12 protein-coding genes are annotated in these 18,617 nt (G+C 62.4%); 6 read left to right on the top strand and 6 right to left on the bottom strand.

What is annotated here, in order from left to right; all coding sequences use genetic code 11:
• Positions 1–423 precede the first annotated feature (423 nt).
• The 3 genes from AB4Y40_RS36870 to AB4Y40_RS36860 are packed head-to-tail and all read left to right on the top strand — an operon-like array spanning position 424 to position 6,379.
• Positions 424–3,582: an efflux RND transporter permease subunit gene (locus AB4Y40_RS36870; RefSeq protein ID WP_368692052.1), complete on the top strand. Its 3,159-nt coding sequence runs from the start codon at positions 424–426 to the stop codon at positions 3,580–3,582.
• Positions 3,579–4,859 carry an efflux RND transporter periplasmic adaptor subunit gene (locus tag AB4Y40_RS36865; RefSeq protein ID WP_368692051.1) on the top strand — a complete coding sequence of 427 codons (1,281 nt, stop codon included), beginning with the start codon at positions 3,579–3,581 and terminating at the stop codon, positions 4,857–4,859. The genes AB4Y40_RS36870 and AB4Y40_RS36865 overlap by 4 nt, the downstream gene beginning before the upstream one ends.
• Entirely contained in the window at positions 4,856–6,379 is a 1,524-nt protein-coding gene (locus AB4Y40_RS36860) for an efflux transporter outer membrane subunit (RefSeq protein ID WP_368692050.1), read from the top strand. Before AB4Y40_RS36865 ends, AB4Y40_RS36860 begins: the two co-directional genes overlap by 4 nt.
• 365 nt (positions 6,380–6,744) lie before the next feature.
• Here AB4Y40_RS36860 and AB4Y40_RS36855 read toward each other — a convergent pair whose 3' ends face one another.
• Complete coding sequence (locus tag AB4Y40_RS36855; RefSeq protein WP_368692049.1) at positions 6,745–7,737, bottom strand: FUSC family protein; 993 nt, start codon at positions 7,735–7,737, stop codon at positions 6,745–6,747.
• A 147-nt stretch (positions 7,738–7,884) separates the two neighbouring features.
• On the opposite strand from AB4Y40_RS36855, the gene AB4Y40_RS36850 reads away from it, so the two are divergent.
• The 3 genes from AB4Y40_RS36850 (at position 7,885) to AB4Y40_RS36840 (ending at position 11,684) form a co-directional block, all read left to right on the top strand.
• Positions 7,885–8,241, top strand: a complete 357-nt coding sequence (locus AB4Y40_RS36850) for a hypothetical protein (RefSeq protein ID WP_368692048.1) — start codon at positions 7,885–7,887, stop codon at positions 8,239–8,241.
• 132 nt (positions 8,242–8,373) lie between these two features.
• Entirely contained in the window at positions 8,374–9,984 is a 1,611-nt protein-coding gene (locus AB4Y40_RS36845; protein WP_368692069.1) for an APC family permease, read from the top strand.
• A 524-nt stretch (positions 9,985–10,508) separates the two neighbouring features.
• Positions 10,509–11,684: a porin gene (locus AB4Y40_RS36840; RefSeq protein WP_368692047.1), complete on the top strand. Its 1,176-nt coding sequence runs from the start codon at positions 10,509–10,511 to the stop codon at positions 11,682–11,684.
• Between the two features lie 1,087 nt (positions 11,685–12,771).
• On the opposite strand, the gene AB4Y40_RS36835 is transcribed toward AB4Y40_RS36840, so the two are convergent.
• The 5 genes from AB4Y40_RS36835 to mdtN all read right to left on the bottom strand — a co-directional run bounded on the left by AB4Y40_RS36835 (position 12,772) and on the right by mdtN (position 18,448).
• On the bottom strand, positions 12,772–13,089 hold the full coding sequence (locus tag AB4Y40_RS36835; RefSeq protein ID WP_368692046.1) for a DUF4148 domain-containing protein: 318 nt from the start codon (positions 13,087–13,089) through the stop codon (positions 12,772–12,774).
• A gap of 205 nt (positions 13,090–13,294) precedes the next feature.
• On the bottom strand, positions 13,295–13,843 hold the full coding sequence (locus AB4Y40_RS36830; RefSeq protein ID WP_368692045.1) for a MarR family winged helix-turn-helix transcriptional regulator: 549 nt from the start codon (positions 13,841–13,843) through the stop codon (positions 13,295–13,297).
• Positions 13,840–15,327 carry an MdtP family multidrug efflux transporter outer membrane subunit gene (locus AB4Y40_RS36825; protein ID WP_368692044.1) on the bottom strand — a complete coding sequence of 496 codons (1,488 nt, stop codon included), beginning with the start codon at positions 15,325–15,327 and terminating at the stop codon, positions 13,840–13,842. Before AB4Y40_RS36825 ends, AB4Y40_RS36830 begins: the two co-directional genes overlap by 4 nt.
• The gene (locus AB4Y40_RS36820) at positions 15,324–17,276 is read right to left on the bottom strand and encodes an FUSC family protein (RefSeq protein ID WP_368692043.1); all 1,953 of its coding nucleotides are present in this window, start codon (positions 17,274–17,276) and stop codon (positions 15,324–15,326) included. Before AB4Y40_RS36820 ends, AB4Y40_RS36825 begins: the two co-directional genes overlap by 4 nt.
• Before the next feature lie 113 nt (positions 17,277–17,389).
• Positions 17,390–18,448: a multidrug transporter subunit MdtN gene (gene mdtN / locus AB4Y40_RS36815; protein WP_368692042.1), complete on the bottom strand. Its 1,059-nt coding sequence runs from the start codon at positions 18,446–18,448 to the stop codon at positions 17,390–17,392.
• Positions 18,449–18,617 lie beyond the last annotated feature (169 nt).

Here is an 18,617-nt window from a genome sequence, read left to right as displayed (position 1 = left end):
TTGGTGGTTGCCTGCTTTCGGGACTCATTCTTGTTCCCCTGAGGCAGGTTGTCCATATCTCCCGATTTACAAATGAAATCTGCTTGAAGTCACCGATTAACAAACGCGTCCGGCAAGCGGTTTTGACGTTACAAAGGATTGCGAAGTAATTTGATGGGATTGTGCTTCGCCTGAGCCGGGTGGCAAAAACAGGAGACATTTTCGCAATCGTTACGACTGAAACCGCTCACGTGCCGCGTTGAAATGATTTGCTAACCGTCGGAGAAAAAACTCTGCGTTCACCCCATCGTCAAGGAAGGCCCAATGCTCGTGAAATTTCATTTTCTTTCTCGGCGGAACTGGGAACGGCGGCGTCGGTCAACGCCTCGCCGTATCGCACTCGACATTCGAACCGACTGAACCAGACATTGCGGACACCCATTCATGAACGCCATTGTCCTCGTTGCGCTGCGCCGTCCATTGACCTTCGTGGTGATGAGCATACTCATCATCCTCGGGGGGCTATCGGCAATCAGCAAGACACCCACAGATATCTTTCCTGCCATCCGCATTCCCGTTGTCGCGGTCGTGTGGACCTATACCGGGCTGATGCCGCAAGACATGTCCGGGCGCGTGGCGTACTACTACGAACGCGCGCTGACCGCCACAGTCGACAATATCGAACACATTGAGAGCCAGTCGCTCTATGGGCGCGCCGTCGTGAAGATCTTCTTCCAGCCCGGCACCGACATCGACGCGGCGCAGGCGCAGGTGGCCTCGATCTCACAAACCGTGCTCAAGCAGATGCCCGCGGGCATTACGCCGCCGCAGGTCCTGTCGTACAGTGCCTCATCCGTGCCGGTGCTCGATCTGCAGGTGTCGGCGTCGAACATGACTGCCGCCCAGGTCTACGACATGGCATCGAACCTGATCCGGCCCGCGCTGGTGTCGGTGCCCGGCACGTCGATCCCGAGCCCGTATGGCGGTGCGCCGCTGTACGTGGAGGTCGATCTCAATCAGGCGGAGCTGCTCGCGCATGGCCTTTCCGCCGCGGACGTAGCCGCGGCGCTGAGCCACGAGAACGTCGTGCTGCCGGCGGGTGACCAGAAGATCGGCGCGCTCGATTTCATGGTGGAGACCAACTCCACGCCGGTTGCGGTATCGACGTTCAACAACCTGCCGATCAAGACCGTCAATGGCGCCACGGTCTACCTGCATGATGTCGCCTATGTCCACCGCGGTCCCTCGCCGCAGATGAACGCCGTGCTCGTCAAGGGCAAGCAGTCGGTGCTCATCGAAATCCTGAAGAGCGGCAATGCTTCGACGCTCGCGGTGGTGGCCGGCGTCAAGAAGGCGCTGCCCGCCATCGAGCGGACGCTGCCGCCCGGCGTGAAGATCACGCCGCTGAACGACGCATCGGGCTTCGTGAGCGACTCGATTCGTGAGGTCGTGCAGGAAATGTTGACGGCCGCAGTCCTCACGGGCATGACCGTGCTTCTGTTTCTCGGAAACTGGCGTGCCACGATCATCGTGGCGACTTCCATTCCGCTTGCGATCCTCTGCTCGGTGATCATGCTGCACCTGACCGGGCAGACGATCAACGTGATGACACTAGGCGGCCTGGCGCTCGCGGTGGGGATTCTCGTCGACGATGCCACCGTCATGATCGAGAACATCGACTCGCACCTCGAGTCCGGCGCGGAACTCGAACCCGGGATCATTGCTGCCGCGAACCAGATCGTGATGCCCACGCTGGTGGCGACACTCTGCATCTGCATTGTCTGGCTGCCGATGTTCCAGCTTGGCGGCATCTCCGGCTACCTGTTCCGGCCGCTTGCGGAAGCCATCATCTACGCGATGATCGCTTCGTTCATCCTCTCGCGTACGCTCGTGCCCACCATGGCTGCGTGGCTGCTTCGCGGCCAGGCACATGGTCACGGCGGCGACCACGGCGATCCCGGCTTCTTCAAGCGTTTCCAGCGCGGCTTCGAGCGACGCTTTACGAGGTTCCGAGAGCGATACCGGGTGGTCCTCACGGGCGTGGTGCACCATCGGCGGCGCTTTGTGCCGGTGTTCGTCGCGTGCACCGTCGCCTCGATGTGCCTGATCGCATTCCTCGGCCGTGACTTCTTTCCGGGCATCAAGTCCGGTGAGATCGCGATGCACATGCGCGCGCCGGTCGGCACGCGCCTTGAAGACGCAAGCCGCAATGCGGTGCTCGTGAACCATGCGATCCGGCAGATGCTGCCGGGCCAGGTGACCAACCTGGTCGACAACTGCGGGCTGCCGGCGAGCGGGATCAATGAAGCCTACAGCGCAGACGGCACCATCGGGCCGCAGGACTGCGACATCGACATCGGCTTAAAGAATGACGCGTCGCCCGTGGACGATTACCGGTTCAAGCTGCGTCGCGAACTGCCAAAGCTCTTCCCTGGCACCGAATTCTCGTTCCTGCCGGGAGATATCACGGCGAAGATCCTCAACTTCGGATTGCCCGCGCCCATCGACGTGCAGATTTCGGGCCGGGGGCAAGCGGCCAACATGGCGTATGCACAACAGCTCGCAGCCCGTTTCAGGAAGATCCCCGGGACCGCCGACGTGCGCATCCAGCAGGCCTTCAATGAACCGACGCTGCTCGTTGCCGCCGACCGCTCCTTTGCTTCGGGCATGAATCTTTCGGAGTCCGATGTCGCCAACAATGCGCTCGCGACGCTCTCGGGCAGCGGCCAGACCGCGCCGACTTACTGGCTCGACACGGCGAGCGGCGTTTCGCACCTCGTCAACATGCAGACGCCCCAGGACCAGCTCACCTCGATGAACGATCTCGAGACGATCCCGATCGACCAGGGCAAGGGCGCACCGAGCGGCAACCGCATGGAACTGCTGGGGGCGCTTGGCCACATCAGCCAGACGGGCACGCCGCTGCTGGTGTCGCATTACAACATCCTTCCCGTGGTGGATATCTACGTCAGCAATCAGCGACGCGACCAGGGCGCCGTGTACGACGACGTTCAGCAGGCCATTCACGAGCTGGCGCCGCAACTGCCGCATGGCGCGAGCATCCATGTGCGCGGCCAGGCAACGACGATGATGAGCGCCTACCTCGAGCTGATTGGCGGCCTGGCCGTCTCGGTGCTGCTCGTGTATCTGGTGATTGTCGTCAATTTCCAGTCGTGGCTCGATCCGTTCATCATCATCACGGCGTTGCCCGGCGCGCTTGCCGGCATCGTCTGGAGTCTGTTCCTCACGCACACGCGCCTTTCGGTTCCAGCGCTCACCGGGGCCATCATGTGCATGGGCACCGCTACCGCCAACTCGATCCTCGTCGTCTCGTTCGCCCGCGAGCGTCTGGCTGCGCACGGCAACGCCGTCGCGGCCGCGATCGAAGCGGGCTACGCACGGATCCGTCCGGTCATCATGACGGCGCTCGCAATGATCATCGGCATGCTGCCCATGTCCTTCAGCAATTCGCAGAACGCCCCGCTCGGCAGGGCCGTGATCGGCGGCTTGCTGGTCGCCACGTTTGCCACTTTGCTATTTGTTCCCTGCGTCTTTGCCATCATGCATCGCAACGACAAGAAAGCCACGGAGTCTCATCAATGAACGTACATCGCGAGATAGAGCTGGAGGCCCAGGCTCCGAGCCGTACCCGACCCAAGCTGATCGCGGCGGTCGCCGCCTTGATACTCGGAGGGCTGGTGATCCACGGGATCGTCGAACGCCACGACAACGTGGCAGATCTGCAGAACGTCGCTGACCAGGACGCCATTGCCCCCGTTCAGGTGACTTCCCCAGCCGTGGGGCCGGCGACGCGTTCGGTTACGCTGCCGGGCAACGTCAAGGCGTGGTACACAGCGCCGATCTATGCGCAGGTATCGGGCTATGTGCACAAGTGGTACGTGGATTACGGGGCGTTCGTGAAGGCCGGCACGTTGCTTGCCGCGATCGATGCGCCGACCGTCGATGCGCAATACCAGGCCGCGCTCGCGAAGCTGGCAGTCGCGAAGACGAACAGCGTGCTCGCCGACGTCACCGCCACGCGCTGGAAGGCGCTTTCGGGTACCGAAGCCGTGTCGCAGGAGGATGTCGACATCAAGGTGGCCGATGCCGCCGCGAAGAAGGCGCAGGTACAAGCCGCCCAGGACGAGGTGCAGCGCGACCTCGCACTGATGAAGTTCGAGCGCATCGTAGCGCCCTTCGACGGCATCGTGACCGCGCGCAATACCGACATCGGCAACTACGTGAGTCCCGCGGGGGGCGATGTCAGTTCGCACGGCGCGGCGGCCGAACTGTATTCGGTGGCCGACGTGCACGCCATGCGCATCTTCGTTTCGGTACCACAGGATTATGCAGCGATGCTGAACGCGGGGCTCCACGCCACGTTTACGGTGCCGCAGTATCCGGGGCGCGTATTCGATGCACAGCTCGTGACCACGGCCAACGCATTCGATCCACAGACGAGAACCGTGGTGGCCGAACTGGTCGCACAGAATCCCGAGCATCTGCTGTGGCCCGGCACCTATGCAACGGTGCACTTCGAGGTTCCCTCGGACAAGAACGTCCTCGTCATACCCGAGCAGGCGTTGCTGTTCCGCGATCAGGGCATGCAGGTCGCGCTCGTCGATTCGCATGACAGGGTCCACCTCCAGAACGTGAAGCTCGGGCTCAACCTCGGTCAGGACGTGCAGGTCGTGTCGGGCCTCAAGCCCGACGATCGCGTGATCGTCAGTCCGTCCGCCGGGATACTCGAAGCTCAGCAGGTGCGCATCGTGAGCGGCGTGCCGGGCATCGGGCCGGGCAACGCGGCTGGAACCCCCCAGGGGCAACCGCAGGCGCCAGTGCAAGCGCATGCCGACAATGCGGGGAACAATTCAAAATGAAATCTCCAATCAAGATCGCACTGCGCCGGGCTGGCGTACTGCTGGCGCTCGTCGCACCGCTCGCCGCATGCAGTCTCGCGCCGACCTACAGCCCGCCCAAAACGGTGCTGCCCGACAGCTACCAGGGGACCGGACCGTTCGTGCTCGCGCGGCCCGGCGATCAGCTTTCGCGGGGACCCTGGTGGGAAGTTTTCAAGGACCCGCAACTCGACACCCTGGAACGCGAGCTGGATGCTTCGAATCCGACACTGCGCGCCGAGCAGGAAACGTATACGCAGGCGCGCGACGTCGTGGCCGAGGCCCGTTCGCAACTGTTCCCCCAGTTGAGCGCGCAGGCATTCGCCACGGACAACGGCTTGTCGAAGCACGCGCTCTTTCACAGTGCCAGTTCCGGATCGCCGCTCGAAGAGTCTTCGCTGGGATATGGCGCGGCCGCGACCTGGGAGCCTGACCTGTGGGGCGAGATCCGTAACCGGACGAACTATGCGACGGCCAACGCCCAGGCTGCCGCGGCCATGGTCTCCTCGGCGCGGCTTAGCCTCGAGATGGAACTGGCGGACGACTACGTGAAGCTGCGAGGTCTGGACGAGCAGCACGTGATCTATACGAACACGGTCCGGTCGTACAACGAGGCCGTCAAGCTCACTTCGCTGCGCTACAACCGGCAGATCAGTCCGGGCCTCGACGTTGAGCGGGCGCGCAACCAGCTGGCCGCCGCGCAGGCCGCCGATACGGAGATCGAGGCGCAGCGCGCCGTGCTCGAGCATGCGATCGCGGTGCTGGCGGGCGCCAATCCGTCGACGTTCACCTTGGCGCCCGATGGGCTTGCGCATCTGAGCACGCCGGTCGTTCCGGTTGGCGTGCCCTCTGCACTGCTGCAACGGCGCCCGGACATCGCGGCGGCGGAGCGCAGGATGTCTGCGGCCAATGCAGCGGTGGGCGTGGCGCGTGCCGCGTTCTACCCCAATATCGATCTGGCCGCCAGCTTCGGCTTCGAGGACAACGGGGTTGCACTCGCGGCGCTGCCGGAAAGTCTGTGGTCGGTAGGCGCTTCGGCGATGTTGCCGCTGTTCGAGGGCGGCTTGCGCCGGGCAGAACTTCAGCAAAGCTGGTCCACCGTGCACCAGGCGGCCGACAACTATCGTGCGACCGTGCTGGATGCATTCCGGCAGGTCGAAGATGAGCTCGCGCTCACTGACAAGCTCGCGACGGAGTACGGACAACAACGCGACGCGGTCACCGCGGCGTTGAAGGTCCAGACGATCGCGATGGAGCTATACACGAGCGGCCTCGACAACTATCTGAACGTGACCGTGGCGCAGGTCGCGGCGCTCAACGCGGAGTTGTCGGCGGCGAAGGTGCATGCAAGGCGGCTGCAGGCGGCGGTCGAGCTGGTCGGCGCGTTGGGGGGCGGCTGGACGGCGGCGGCGCTGCCGACGCCGCAGGAGACCGTCCCGTTTTCGCCGCTCGCGCTGCGTTCGTCGGCGGGCGAGGCCTCTCAAACTCCGACGCCTCGTTAAGTTCATCCCCGGGGGGAGGCGCCTTCCGTCCGCCGGGGTCCGCCAGCGCAAGCGTTCGAACCGGACGCGAATACTCGCGCGCAAGGTGAAACGTGTAGCAAGCGCTATCGACGACGGTGCAGTTAAGCACGACGAGATACGATGGCGCTTGCCGTCAATGGAATTGATCACGTTCGCTTCAAACGGCGGAAGAGGAAGCGTTGCAAGACGACAAGGCAGTGACAACGCCGGGTTCGTCGCGAGCGTCGCGACATATGTGAGCGACAGCCAGCGATCGAAGTTCTTCAGCGCGACGCCGTTCAACAAACGGCTAGCAGCGACGTATATCGAGAAGTAATTTCACTGTTGGCCAACGCGCGGGGACGTCACACCCCTGGGGTGTTGCGCCGCAGAGAACGCGCCCCCTGACGCGCGACGAACACGAACGCGATCCCGATGGTGCTGCCGAGCACTACGTCAATGAGGCGTGCATCCGCGCAGAACCAGGCGTGGCCTGAAATGACGATCGCGGCCGCATGCATCGCACACCGCACGCCGAACGCCACCACGTACCGATGGAAAGCAACGAGTTCCAGCGCGATCGCAATCTCCACCGCATTGGCAAGCGGGTGGCTATGCGGCAAAAGCATCGCCACCAGCACGCCCGCCGGCACACCGACAATAGTGCCCGCCAATCGGTCGCGCCACTTTGAGCGCGCCGATTTCCAATCGCCTGTCACAACGCTGAAGGCCGACCAGACGAACCACTCCTGATAGGGCATCGGATGCCATGCCACCAAGGCCGACGCCAATCCCACCCCGAGCACCCCGGCAACGATCGCCTCACGCCGCCCCGGTGAAGGCGGCTCGCTGATCAGCCGTAGCGCCAGCCAGCCGTGCTCTGAGCGGGGTTCACGCTGCATGGCGTAGCTGACGATCGAGGCAACAATGACGGGCAGCGTTGCGGCCAGCGCATAGGGCATGGCCTCTATGCCGGCGTTCAGATACGCATGGCCATGCGCCTCGCGGGCCGTTTGGCAGCCGAAGTACATGACTGGAATAAAGGCAAAAAAACCGGTCCAACGCATCTCGCTGCCGCCGGCGAGCAAGCTCGCGCATGCGGCCGCAAGCACCATCGAGACGCCGATATACGCGGCGGGCGTGCCATAAGAGGCGGTCACTGCGACGAAGGCCACGCCAATCGCGAGCGCGTAGAGCACGGCACCAAGCGGCGCGAGACGTCCGCGCTCTACCGCCACAAACGCAGACACGGTGATGACCGGTACGCTCAACCATTCGGCGTCGCCCGTCACCCGTTCGACGATGAAGATCGGCGCGAGCAACGCGGCTGCGCGCAACAACATATTCCAGTTAATCAAGCGACTCAGCATTTCCCGACGAATTTCTATAGCGATGGGAGTGCCGCCAGGCGTCCGTTGAACCGGTCGCCGCAACGGTACCTTGCAAACGGAATCGGTACCCTGCCGCGTGCCAGACGTGACTGACCGCGCGCCGCGGGCCCCGAAATGACGGTCGAGAATTACACCGGGAGCATGATCGTGAAGCTGCGTTTTGCGCTGCTTCGCGCGCCCACGTTCCTGGATTGCGAGCTTGTCTCTGCCGCGCCCCCTCGATCCGGATGCCTGCCTGCGCCTTTGACATATACCGCCGTAAGACTAAAAGGAATGTCGGCATTGGGCGTGCCGACCGTCGAAGGCGGCGCCGCAACGGCGATCAATCAGCCCATGCATGCCGTGCGTGGGCGTGTCGCGGATTCGTTGCGTCTCGACTGCAGTCGATGGGTGTATTTCAGCAAGCGGCGATTACTCGAGGGTTTCAGTTTCCGGCTGGATCAATTTCAATTGAAACGGTCTCGCATGTAATGGAATCGGTATATAGCCTGATCCGAAAGGAACTTATTCGGAACGTGGGGTTAATGCCAGTTTTTTGGCTGCTTAGTCTCACCGCTTTTGTGTGGATTCTCCTGTCGGGGATCTGTGATACTAGGAAAAGAAGTGAAAAGTTCTATTCGACGGAACATCGGGCCAATCGCACTGATGCTCACTGGTTTAGGCTCGATCATCGGTTCGGGCTGGCTGTTTGGTGCATGGAAGGCCGCGAAAATCGCGGGTCCGGCGGCTATCTGTGCCTGGCTCATCGGCGCCGTGGTAATCCTGGCCATTGCGTTGACGTACGCGGAACTTGGCGCGATGTTCCCCGAGTCCGGCGGCACGGTGCGCTACGCCCGCTATTCGCATGGCGCGCTCGTCGGCTTCGTCAGCGCGTGGGCCAACTGGATCGCAATGGTGTCGGTGATTCCGGTCGAGGCCGAAGCTTCGATCCAGTATATGAGCACCTGGCCCTACGAGTGGGCGCACCGATTACTCGTAGACGGATCGCTGACGTCAACCGGTATCTTTCTCTCGGCGCTGCTCGTCGTCATCTACTTCATGCTGAACTATTGGGGCGTAAGGGTGTTCGCGCGAGCCAATTCAGCGATCACGATCTTCAAATTTCTCGTGCCGGGTGCAACGATCCTCGGCTTGATGCTGACGGGCTTTCACAAGGCAAACTTCGGCACGATTGGCAGTTTCGCACCGTTCGGATGGCCAGCGGTGTTCACGGCGGTCGCTACGAGCGGCATTGTATTCAGCTTCAATGGTTTCCAGAGCCCGATCAACCTGGCGGGTGAAGCGCGCAATCCGGCGAAGAGCGTGCCATTCGCCGTGATCGGCTCGATCCTGCTCGCACTGGTCATCTACGTGTTGCTGCAAGTCGCCTATATCGGCGCCGTCAACCCCTCCGATGTCGCGAAAGGCTGGAATCACTTCGACTTCGCGTCGCCGTTCGCGGAACTGGCGATCGCGCTGAATCTGAACTGGTTGGCAGTCCTGCTGTACGTCGATGCATTCGTCAGCCCGAGCGGCACCGGTACGACCTACATGGCGACAACGACGCGCATGATATACGCAATGGAGCGCAATCACACGATGCCAAAGATGTTCGGCAACGTGCACCCGTTCTACGGCGTGCCGCGGCAGGCCATGTGGTTCAATTTGTTCGTCTCGTTCATTTTCCTGTTCTTTTTCCGCGGCTGGGGGACCCTGTCCGCGGTGATCTCCGTCGCGACAGTCGTCTCCTTTCTCACGGGCCCGATCAGCCTGATGGCGCTGCGCCGTGCGGCCAGGGATCTGGCTCGTCCGCTGCGCTTACCGTTCATGAATGTGATCGCACCGTTCGCATTCGTCTGTGCATCGCTCGTTCTCTATTGGGCGAAGTGGCCGCTGACTGGGGAAATCATCCTGCTAATGGTCGTCGCACTGCCCGTGTACTTCTATTTTCAGGCCAAGTCGGGCTTTAGTGGCTGGGGCCGCGATCTGAAAGCGGCGTGGTGGCTGATAGCCTATTTGCCGGCAATGGCGGTTCTGTCGCTGATCGGCAGCAAGGATTTCGGCGGTCTCGGCGTACTGCCCTACGGATGGGACATGCTGGTCGTGATTGCCTGTGCGCTAGTCTTCTACTACTGGGGTGTGAGTGCGGGTTATCGTACCGAATACCTCGACGAGCGCGAACACCATGGCGACGTGGACGCTTCCGCAAACATTGCGGATCGCGTGTCTGGTTAAGCGTCGCCAGGAGATCAGTTAAAGAGAAAAGCTGTTGCAGTGGCGGTATTGGTAAGCGAAGGAGAGCAGCATCCTGAAACAAGGTGCTCTCGTTCGCTGCCGCCTCGTTCACTGGTGCATCGCGGGAATATCGCTCTCATGGCTGCGGAGTCCGCGGACGGATTTCGGGCCTGTCATGGCGACCTCAATCCGCCATCCTCGCTTTACAGGAGGGCGCCCCGCTAGTCTGGAAAGCTTTTGGACTCTCGATATATCCGACTGACAGGGCAATTCGAGTCCTTCGGGGATCAAGCGTCTAATTGGATCAGACATTTCCAGAAACGCTATTAATTGAAAACAGCCTTGTCGGGCCGAGGATTGAGCGGCAACGCACCATACGCGATGCATGGAAAACATACAACAGCGCTTAAAGAAAGTTGCCCGGAAAAATTACGGCGAACTATTCTCCCGATGACGGTTTACCCGTTCTGTCTCGGTGAAGCGTTGATCGAGTCGAAAAGTAATTAATCATGGTCAGGACGAAAATGAAGAAAGTCGCAATTTCCGGTGCTGTAGGCGCACTTTTCACTGTTGCAGCGTCATCGGTATTCGCACAGAGTTCAGTCACGCTCTACGGGTTGGTCGACAACGCTATTCGGTATCAAACGAATGCGGCCCCGGGCGGTGGTGATCAGGTCTCCATGACCTCGGGCCCGGAAACTCACAGCCGTTGGGGCTTGAGGGGCTCCGAAGACTTGGGGGATGGCCTCTCCGCCGTCTTCCGCCTCGAAAACGGATTCGAAGCATTTAATGGACAGCTCCACGAGGCTAACACGCTGTTCAGCCGGCAGGCCTACGTGGGGCTGTCCAGCAACAGGTGGGGCGCGCTGACCTTTGGTAAGCAATACGCGCCCGCTTACGATACCCTGGGCGATGTCTTCGACCCGTTGACGGTTGGCAACTACTGGCAAAACAGCTGGATGTACAACGGTATCGGCAGTTATCTGGAAGTCAACAACTCGGTCAAGTATAGGGGCACCTTCAACAACCTGGCGATCGATGCCATTTACGGCTTCGGAAACCAGCCAGGCGCAGTGGGTCTCGGCGCGACCTATGCCGTGGAATTAACGTACACGTATGGCCCCGCCATGCTGAATGCCGGCTTCCAGCAGGTCTCCGTGCCGACGTCCGCAACCGGCTCATCGGTTGGCAACAATACCGGCAGCGTAATCAATGGCGGTAAGACGAATTTCTTCCACATCAGTGGCGCGTATCAAGTCAACCACGATGTCCGCCTGCTCGCAGGATGGCTGCATGGGCAGGACCAGACTGGATTGACCGACTACAACATGCAGCAAGGTGGCGCGCCGACATTGCATGGTTACAGCCCTAACCGGATCGACGACACCTATTATGTCGGTGCCAACTGGCAAGCTACCGCTCCGCTGCTGTTCACGTTTGCGTACTACTACGGCAAGACACGCAATGCGCTTCTGCTCGATGGTAACCTCGGAAGGGGTGTGAACCAGTCAGCCAGTATTCTCGCCGAGTACTCATTCTCGAAGCAAACGGAAATCTATGCGATTACCGACTGGGCGCGCGGCACCGGTGCCTTTGCTGCCGACTATCCGGGCGCGGTCGATTCAGCCAGCATTCCGACCAACACGATTGGCCGCACGAACCAACTGGGCGTCGCAATGGGGCTTCGCAAGATGTTCTAGAATTTCATGTACGCCTCCGGGCGTTCCCCGCGTCAGCGAGACTGGCCGGCGCAATTGCGTGGACGTATACTCCCTTTACGGACCTCGTACATTCCCGGCGGTCTTGAGCCGATCATCTTGTTTGGGATGCTGAGTAACGGCCACCAAAGATCTGGTGGCCTATCGTTAGTGGGCACATTGTGTTTGCGTCGGCAAACTCAATGTGCCGTGGTCGAAGTAATCCAGAGTGGGAAATAGTTTGCGCGAACCGTCGAGGCGGGTGCGAGATTTTTGAATCCATGTCGAAAGAGTCGGTGCGAGCCCGTCATCTGACACGCGCCCCCCAAGCGGTGACACCGCAGATGGCGATCGAACCAATACGTTATGCCGTGAATCGCGAACGCCTGACGCAAGCACAGAGGAAAGAGTAGACGCGGGAGCGCCTGCTTTCGGCCGCCCGAGAGATTCGTCGAAGAAGAGGGTGGCACGCGGGTAGTTGAGGGCGCGCGCTATCGCTCACTACAGCCAAGATCTCCGAGATCACGACTGCTTCGCAGTTTGGATCGAGACCAGGCTACTCGCGCGCAGAGACGCCACATTTCAAAAACACATTAACGCCTGCAGGCATGGAAAGCGGGATCAGGTCAGCACGTCCATCCGGCGCTGTTTCGCGGTGCGACGGCAGCCCATTTCCCCTGCAGGTGGACGCCCTCGCGCTCGCCTTGGTAAGCCTGTGCGACGGCGTGCAGTTCTCGATAATGAACGCGCCCCAGGAAATGAGCGAGGCAGTAATACAGGAAGTGCTCGCCGTTTTTTCATGCGCATTGCCCGGCAGCCCGAAGGAACGCAGACGGCCGTCATGAGGCATTGACGCAGTGACTTTCGAGTATGGGTTTCGAAAGAAGCAGGCCGAAAATCACGATATTCCCCCCGGGGGGACGCTTAACGCAGTTGGCGGAAAGTTGGCTGCCCCGGGCCACACACCACGTAGGCACCGCAAAGGGCGTCTACTCGCTTTCCTCACTATAACGACTTCAAGTCGACGTTGAACGGCATGGGATAACGGTAGCCGTCCGCGCACCCGCACAGTGCAGCGCTTGGCTTGAACTTAGTGGTATTCGTAAATCTGAGCAGAGTACGACGAAAGCCGAACGTCGTGCGGCGAACCCGCATCCGACGAAGCGTTCGTGGCTCCGCCGTAACCGCTCGAATTACCGTTCGTTGCGGCAACCTTGGCTTCTGCGGCCTGAATATCAGCCGGATAGTTGGGGTCTTCGCCACGGGCTGGGTTGTAGCCGGCTTTTTCAAGCTGGACCAACTCGGCGCGAACTTGCGCACGGGTGATCTGGCCATTCGACTGGGCGAACGAGGTAAGCGGTGCGACGAGGGCAAGTGCGACGGCAACGGTCTGGATCAGCGATTTCATGGTTAACTCAATCCCATTGGTTTTTGTGGACGGCCAAGCAATGCGTCGGCGCTCCATAAAAGTCTAAGCTGAAGAGTGAGCTTTGGTTAACCGTCAACTGCAGATAACATTATTCCGGAATCAAACAGAGTCATGTCCCCGGGGCACTCCATTTGCGTTCTGCCCGTCGGCCTGGTGCCCGCTGCCGAAGCCAAAATGGTGTCACTCAGTTATCCAGAGCATTGGACGCGCCATCTGCCCGATCGCATACCGCGTTTTCGCCGTGGCAAGCAACTCGAAGCAGCAGGCTGCGTAACAGTTCGCGTTCACGCTCGTCGATTCCCCTGAGGAATCTTTCCTCACTGTCGCGCAAGACGGCAGGCACACGATCCGCGAGCGCGGCGCCCGCGCTGGTCAGCGAAAGCCGCACCGTACGGCGGTCGTCTGCGCACCGATGGCTCGTGATCAGATTCTTCCTTTCCAGCACGGGAACCAGGCGGGAGATATGGCTGCCGTCCCAGTTGAGGCGCCGGGCCAGTTCCGTGCAGGTGACAGGGCGAGAGCCGGCTAGACAGAGCATGGCGCGCGCATGCGAAAATGAAACGCCAAGTGCGTGCTGGAGGTCATCGGTGAGCGCACGACTGAGGCTCCTGTGTACCCGGAAGACCAGCATGAGGGCATCGCCGCAATCCGGGTGCACTTGTGCGGCAGCCAGGGTTTGCGGCATCGCCCCGGTCAGGGGCGTACCGAAAGCAGTCCGCAGGATCGTCGTCATGGGTGATCAGTCAGAAGCGCATCCGCCTTGGCGTTGTAGCCACCGCCCAGCGACTTCGTGAGCGCGATGTTCTGGCTCAGCCGCTGCGCGTCGATATCGAGCAGGGCGATGCGCTCAAGCACGACCGCCTGGCGCGCGTCTGTGACCGCGAGGCGGCTCGCAACGCCGCTTTGGTACTGCGCCTGCGCGCTCGCTTCGGCGAACGATACCGCCTCGATCTTCTGCGTCTGCAGGTTCGTCTCCTCTTCGAGGTCCTGCAGCCTGTTGCCCGTCACAGCCACGTCGCGTACCGCATCGAGCACGGACTGGTTGTACTGCTCGATCAGCGCATTGCGCGCATTGCGCGCGGCATCAAGGTTTGCATTGAGGCGGCCGCCCTCGAAGATCGGCAGATACAGCCCCGGGATCAGGTTGATCTGCTGGCTCGCATGCGTGAACAGGTCGGAGAGATGCAGCGCATTCACGCCAAAGAAAGCCTTGATGTCGAAGCTCGGGTAGAACGCTGCCCTGGCGGCGTCGATGCGGTCGAACGAGGACTGCACGTACCAGCGCATGGCCTGGAGATCCGGGCGGCGAGCCAGCAGCTCGTACGACAGGGTAGGCGGCAAGCTGGCCTGCGGCAGGGGCAACGGCATGGGCCGAATCTGCGGGAGATCGTCTGGCCCCGCGCCGAGCAGCGCGCGCAGCGATTCGCGCAACTGCATGATCCGGGCCTGAGCCGCCACGATCTGACGCTGCGTCGCCAGCAGATGCGCACGTGCGAGTTCAGTCTGCGTTTTGGGCTCGAGGCCGCGCGCTGCGCGGGCGGCGTGAGCGTCGACAGAAAACGCCGCCTCGTCGTGTAGCTGGTCGAGCAGGTCGACCAGCTGGGATGTCGTCTGGATACCGTAATAAAGCTGCGCCACATCGGTGGACAGTTCGAGTTCCACGGCCACCAGTTCGGCGCGCCGCGCGTTGCTCACGCCCATCGCGGCTTGCACCTGGGCGCGCTGCTTGCCCCAGATGTCGACGCTCAGGCTGGCGCCGAGGCCGACAATGCCTTCCGTGTACCACGGCCCCGTGGCGCCAATTAGCGGCTGGTCGCCCGAGTACGCGCCGAGGAACCCGTTGGACGACACGTGCTGGCGATCTATGGCTCCTAGCGCCGCGATCTGGAGATTGGTGCCCGCCCGTACCAGATCGATGTCCGACTTCGCCTGAGCGACGCGCGTGCGCGCGATCAGGATCGACGGCGAGGAAGCCAACGCGCGCTCGATGAGAGCGTCCAGCTGCGGGTCCGCGTACGCTCTCCACCATGGACCGGCGGGCCAGTCCCCGTGCGCGAGCTGGATGTCGCTGGCGAGACGGATCTGCTCCGCGGCGACAGGCGCCGGGGCTTTGCTGGCTTCGTGGACCAATGCGCAAGCGGACAAGGCGCAGGCCACGGCGGCGCTTGCGCCCCAGCGCAGACAGCGGGACACAACGGAAACAGAGGATACGGTCATGCTTGCGATGCGTGGGTAGTGAAGTCGCGGTCTGACGAAGCCACGCCCCAGTGGGGCAGCGTCGAAATCTGCGCGGCCAGTTTTGCGGCGCCTGCGACGATGCGCTCATCGGCGCTGTGCGGTTCGGCGATCGGCGCGGGAACGACGAGCGCGGGCGCGCGTACCGATCCAGGCCGGGCAGTCAGGTCGTCTGCGTAGCCTTCCAGCGAGGCGGCACTCGTTTCGCCGAACTGCGTCGGGGTACCCAGGCCGCCCGGTGTCTGTATGGGCAGCGCCCGCAGCTCGGCTTCGAATGCGTCGCTTGCCAGCAGGATCTCGCGGGTCTGCGCGAGCACTGCCTGCATGTGTAGCTGGAACATCTCGTGTTGCGCTTCGCCCGGCTGCCAGCCGGGTTCCAGCGCGACACGGGCCGCCATTGCCTCGCAATCGGCGTGTTCGGCCCACAGCAGGGCGGGAATCGCGCTTTGCGGTTGCCGCAGGCGCGCCGCGATGCGGCGCAGCAGGCGCGCGACACGCTGGCGCAGCGCCTCGCCTTCCGCCTCGGGCCACAGCGACGCGTGGATGACTGCGGAGATGGCCACACCCAGCAGAATGCCGAGCATGCGGTCGCGGATTTCTGTGAGATCGGTGGTCGGCCCGAACTGCTCGAGCAGGGCGAGTGCAAACGTGAACATGAGTTGGGTGCCCGCATAGCTGATGTGCTCCGATCCGGCAGCCAGCCACGCGCCGAGCGCGATCACGGGCAGTGACATGAGCAGCAAGCCGGTCAGCCCGTCGATGTTCGGTACCACCCAGATCACCATGGCGAGCGCGAGCAGGCTGCCCGCGGCGGCTCCAGCGATACGCAATATCGCGCGCCGGCCCGTCGCGCCAAGGCTCGGCTGCGCCACGATCAGCGCCGTCAGCATGACGGTGTGAATGCCCTGCCAGTCCGTGGCGCGGTAAAAGAGGTAGCCCAGCAACGCCGCAAACAACGTCTTCAGTGCGAATTGCGCATACACGGGATTGGAAAAGGCGTCTTGCACGAGCATCCGCTCTTTCTCCGCGGGCGACTCGGCCGGCTCCGGCGCTGCGCTGCGGTCGGCGAAGGCCCGCAGGGCATTGCCGATTTCGAACAGCGCGCCGGGCAGGGGCGCGGCGCGGGAAACGGGCGCCGCGCCGGCGAATACGAAGCGCTCGCCCGTGCGGATGGACTCCGCGAGACGCGCGCAACCGTCGCGCAGCGCGGGGACGATTCCGGCTCCGGCATTCCCGGCGCTGCCGTCCAGATGCGCCGCCGCTGTGAACAGTCGCGAGACGGTCGCCACACGGGCCAGGTGAAAGGCCTGTCGGCGCCTGAACTCCGGATCGCGCATCGTCGAAAAGCGCAGCAGTTTCTGCAGCGTGAGCGCGGCGTTCTGGACGCGGCCCGCGTTGGGGCGGGCCACCGAAGTGTCGCCGCGTTCGAGCGCTGCGAGGAGCCCGTCGACCGCCTCAATTTGACCTAGCATCGCGTCTTCGAGCTGGCGCGCGGGCTCCGCGGGCAGGAACAGGGTATTGATCACGAGCGTGACGGCAATGGCGTAGGTGTTGGCGACCCACACCCATAGTGAGACGCGAACCAGCGCCTCGGCCTGGTCGGTCAAATCGACGAACGACTGTACGTAGATGACGACGATGCCGACCAGCATGAACGCGGCGCCGACCTTCGCCACGCGCATCAGGTAAGCGCTTGCGAAGAACAGGGCCGCCGAAATCACGATGCGCAGCAGCGGGAAGTCGTACGTCAGCTCGAGCACGACAATGATGCAGCCGATGCCGAGCGTCGTGCCGAGAATAAACAGGATGCCGATCAGGCGCGTCATCACCACATTCGACTGCGTCACGAAAAACACCGCGATGAGAGAGAGCGCGAGAAACGGCACCTGCAACGCCATGGACACGGTGATCACGATTGCGCTGGCCAGCATGCAACGCAGCATCAAGTTCGCCCTTCCCGGGTAGGCGCGAACCTCCTCCGCCAGGAAGCGGGCGAGTCGCGCGAAACCTGTCGGGGACCGGGCGGCGGCATCCATGGCGACGTTCATTGCGCCGGACCGCCTACCGCACGGGTGCGCTCGAGCGTGGCAACGGCCGACGTGCCAAGGCGGAACAGCACCGGGTCGGGATTGCGCACGGCGATCTTCACCGGGAAGCGCTGGGAAACGTGGACCCAGTTGATGCTGCGCTGGACACGCGGGAGCCCTTCGAGCACGAGGCCGCCGTCGTCGGGCAGCACACCGTAGCCGACCGAATCCACGACACCCGAGAAGCGCTTGCTGGTATCGGTCATCAGGTAGAGGGTGGCTGCCGTTCCTGCGCGCACGTCTTTGAGCTCCGTTTCGCGGAAGTTGGCGACCACGTACCACTGTTCCGTGTCGATCAGCGTAAAGACAGGCTTCAACGGCGAGGCGTACTGGCCGACCGTCGTGTGCAGCGACACGATGCGGCCGTCGAACGGCGCGCGAACTTCGGTGAACGCGACGTTCAACTCGGCAATCGCAATCTGCGCCTGGACCTCGGCGCGCTGCGCGACCAGCGCATCGACGCCGCTCACCGCGGCGTTGGCTTGCCGGGCCTGCAGCGCCGCGGCGTCGAGTTCCGCCTGCGCGGAACGTTGAGCCGTGCGTGCGCGATCGACTTCTTCCGCAGAAACATAACCCTGTCCGAGCAGAGGCTCGGTCCGGCGCAGCGTGTCGGCGGCCTGGGCTGCCACGGCGCGCGCGCGCTCGACCGCAGCCTTCACCGAATCGGCGTTGTATTGCTGCGCGTTTACCGAGCGCTGTGTCAGCTCGATCTGCTTGTCGAGCGCGACAAGGCGCGCGCTTGCTTGAGCGAGTGCGTCTTGATAAGGACGAGGATCGACGCGCAAGAGCAGATCGCCTTTCCTGACGGCCTGATTGTCGTGTACGGGAAGGTCCACGATCCGTCCGCTGACTTCCGGAACCACGTCGATAGTGTCGGCATACACATACGCGTCGTCGGTGCTGGGGGCGTGATCTTTGCGCCAGACGACGATGCAAAGCAGTGCGATGGCGATAAGGGCGATAATCGCCGCGGGCAGCCGTTTCGTGCGCAGCGGTGCGCGAGCGTTGTCAGTCATATGCGATACGCGCAGTCATAGAAAAGAAAAAACCGTCGATGCGAGCGACGAAAAGGCGGTCCCCAGGACGCAGTCAAGCCGCCAAAGCACTAACAGCGATGCTGCAGCGCCGGCGAGGACGATTGCGGCTGCGGTGCGCGTGGTGTTGCGAAAGGCGCGGGCGTCAGGT

This window comes from Paraburkholderia sp. EG287B, from assembly GCF_040965595.1.
In the GTDB taxonomy this organism is placed as follows: Bacteria; Pseudomonadota; Gammaproteobacteria; order Burkholderiales; family Burkholderiaceae; genus Paraburkholderia.
The sequence above is the reverse complement of the archived record's forward strand: the minus strand, read 5'-3'. Positions and strand labels throughout refer to the sequence as shown.

Coding starts and splice junctions, on each gene's coding strand:
- AB4Y40_RS36840 (WP_368692047.1), top strand. CDS start 10,509: ATGAAGAAAGTCGCAATTTCCGGTGCTGTAGGCGCACTTTTCACTGTT.
- AB4Y40_RS36870 (WP_368692052.1), top strand. CDS start 424: ATGAACGCCATTGTCCTCGTTGCGCTGCGCCGTCCATTGACCTTCGTG.
- AB4Y40_RS36835 (WP_368692046.1), bottom strand. CDS start 13,089: ATGAAATCGCTGATCCAGACCGTTGCCGTCGCACTTGCCCTCGTCGCA.
- AB4Y40_RS36860 (WP_368692050.1), top strand. CDS start 4,856: ATGAAATCTCCAATCAAGATCGCACTGCGCCGGGCTGGCGTACTGCTG.
- AB4Y40_RS36830 (WP_368692045.1), bottom strand. CDS start 13,843: ATGACGACGATCCTGCGGACTGCTTTCGGTACGCCCCTGACCGGGGCG.
- AB4Y40_RS36825 (WP_368692044.1), bottom strand. CDS start 15,327: ATGACCGTATCCTCTGTTTCCGTTGTGTCCCGCTGTCTGCGCTGGGGC.
- AB4Y40_RS36820 (WP_368692043.1), bottom strand. CDS start 17,276: ATGCTGGCCAGCGCAATCGTGATCACCGTGTCCATGGCGTTGCAGGTG.
- AB4Y40_RS36850 (WP_368692048.1), top strand. CDS start 7,885: ATGACGGTCGAGAATTACACCGGGAGCATGATCGTGAAGCTGCGTTTT.
- AB4Y40_RS36865 (WP_368692051.1), top strand. CDS start 3,579: ATGAACGTACATCGCGAGATAGAGCTGGAGGCCCAGGCTCCGAGCCGT.
- mdtN (WP_368692042.1), bottom strand. CDS start 18,448: ATGACTGACAACGCTCGCGCACCGCTGCGCACGAAACGGCTGCCCGCG.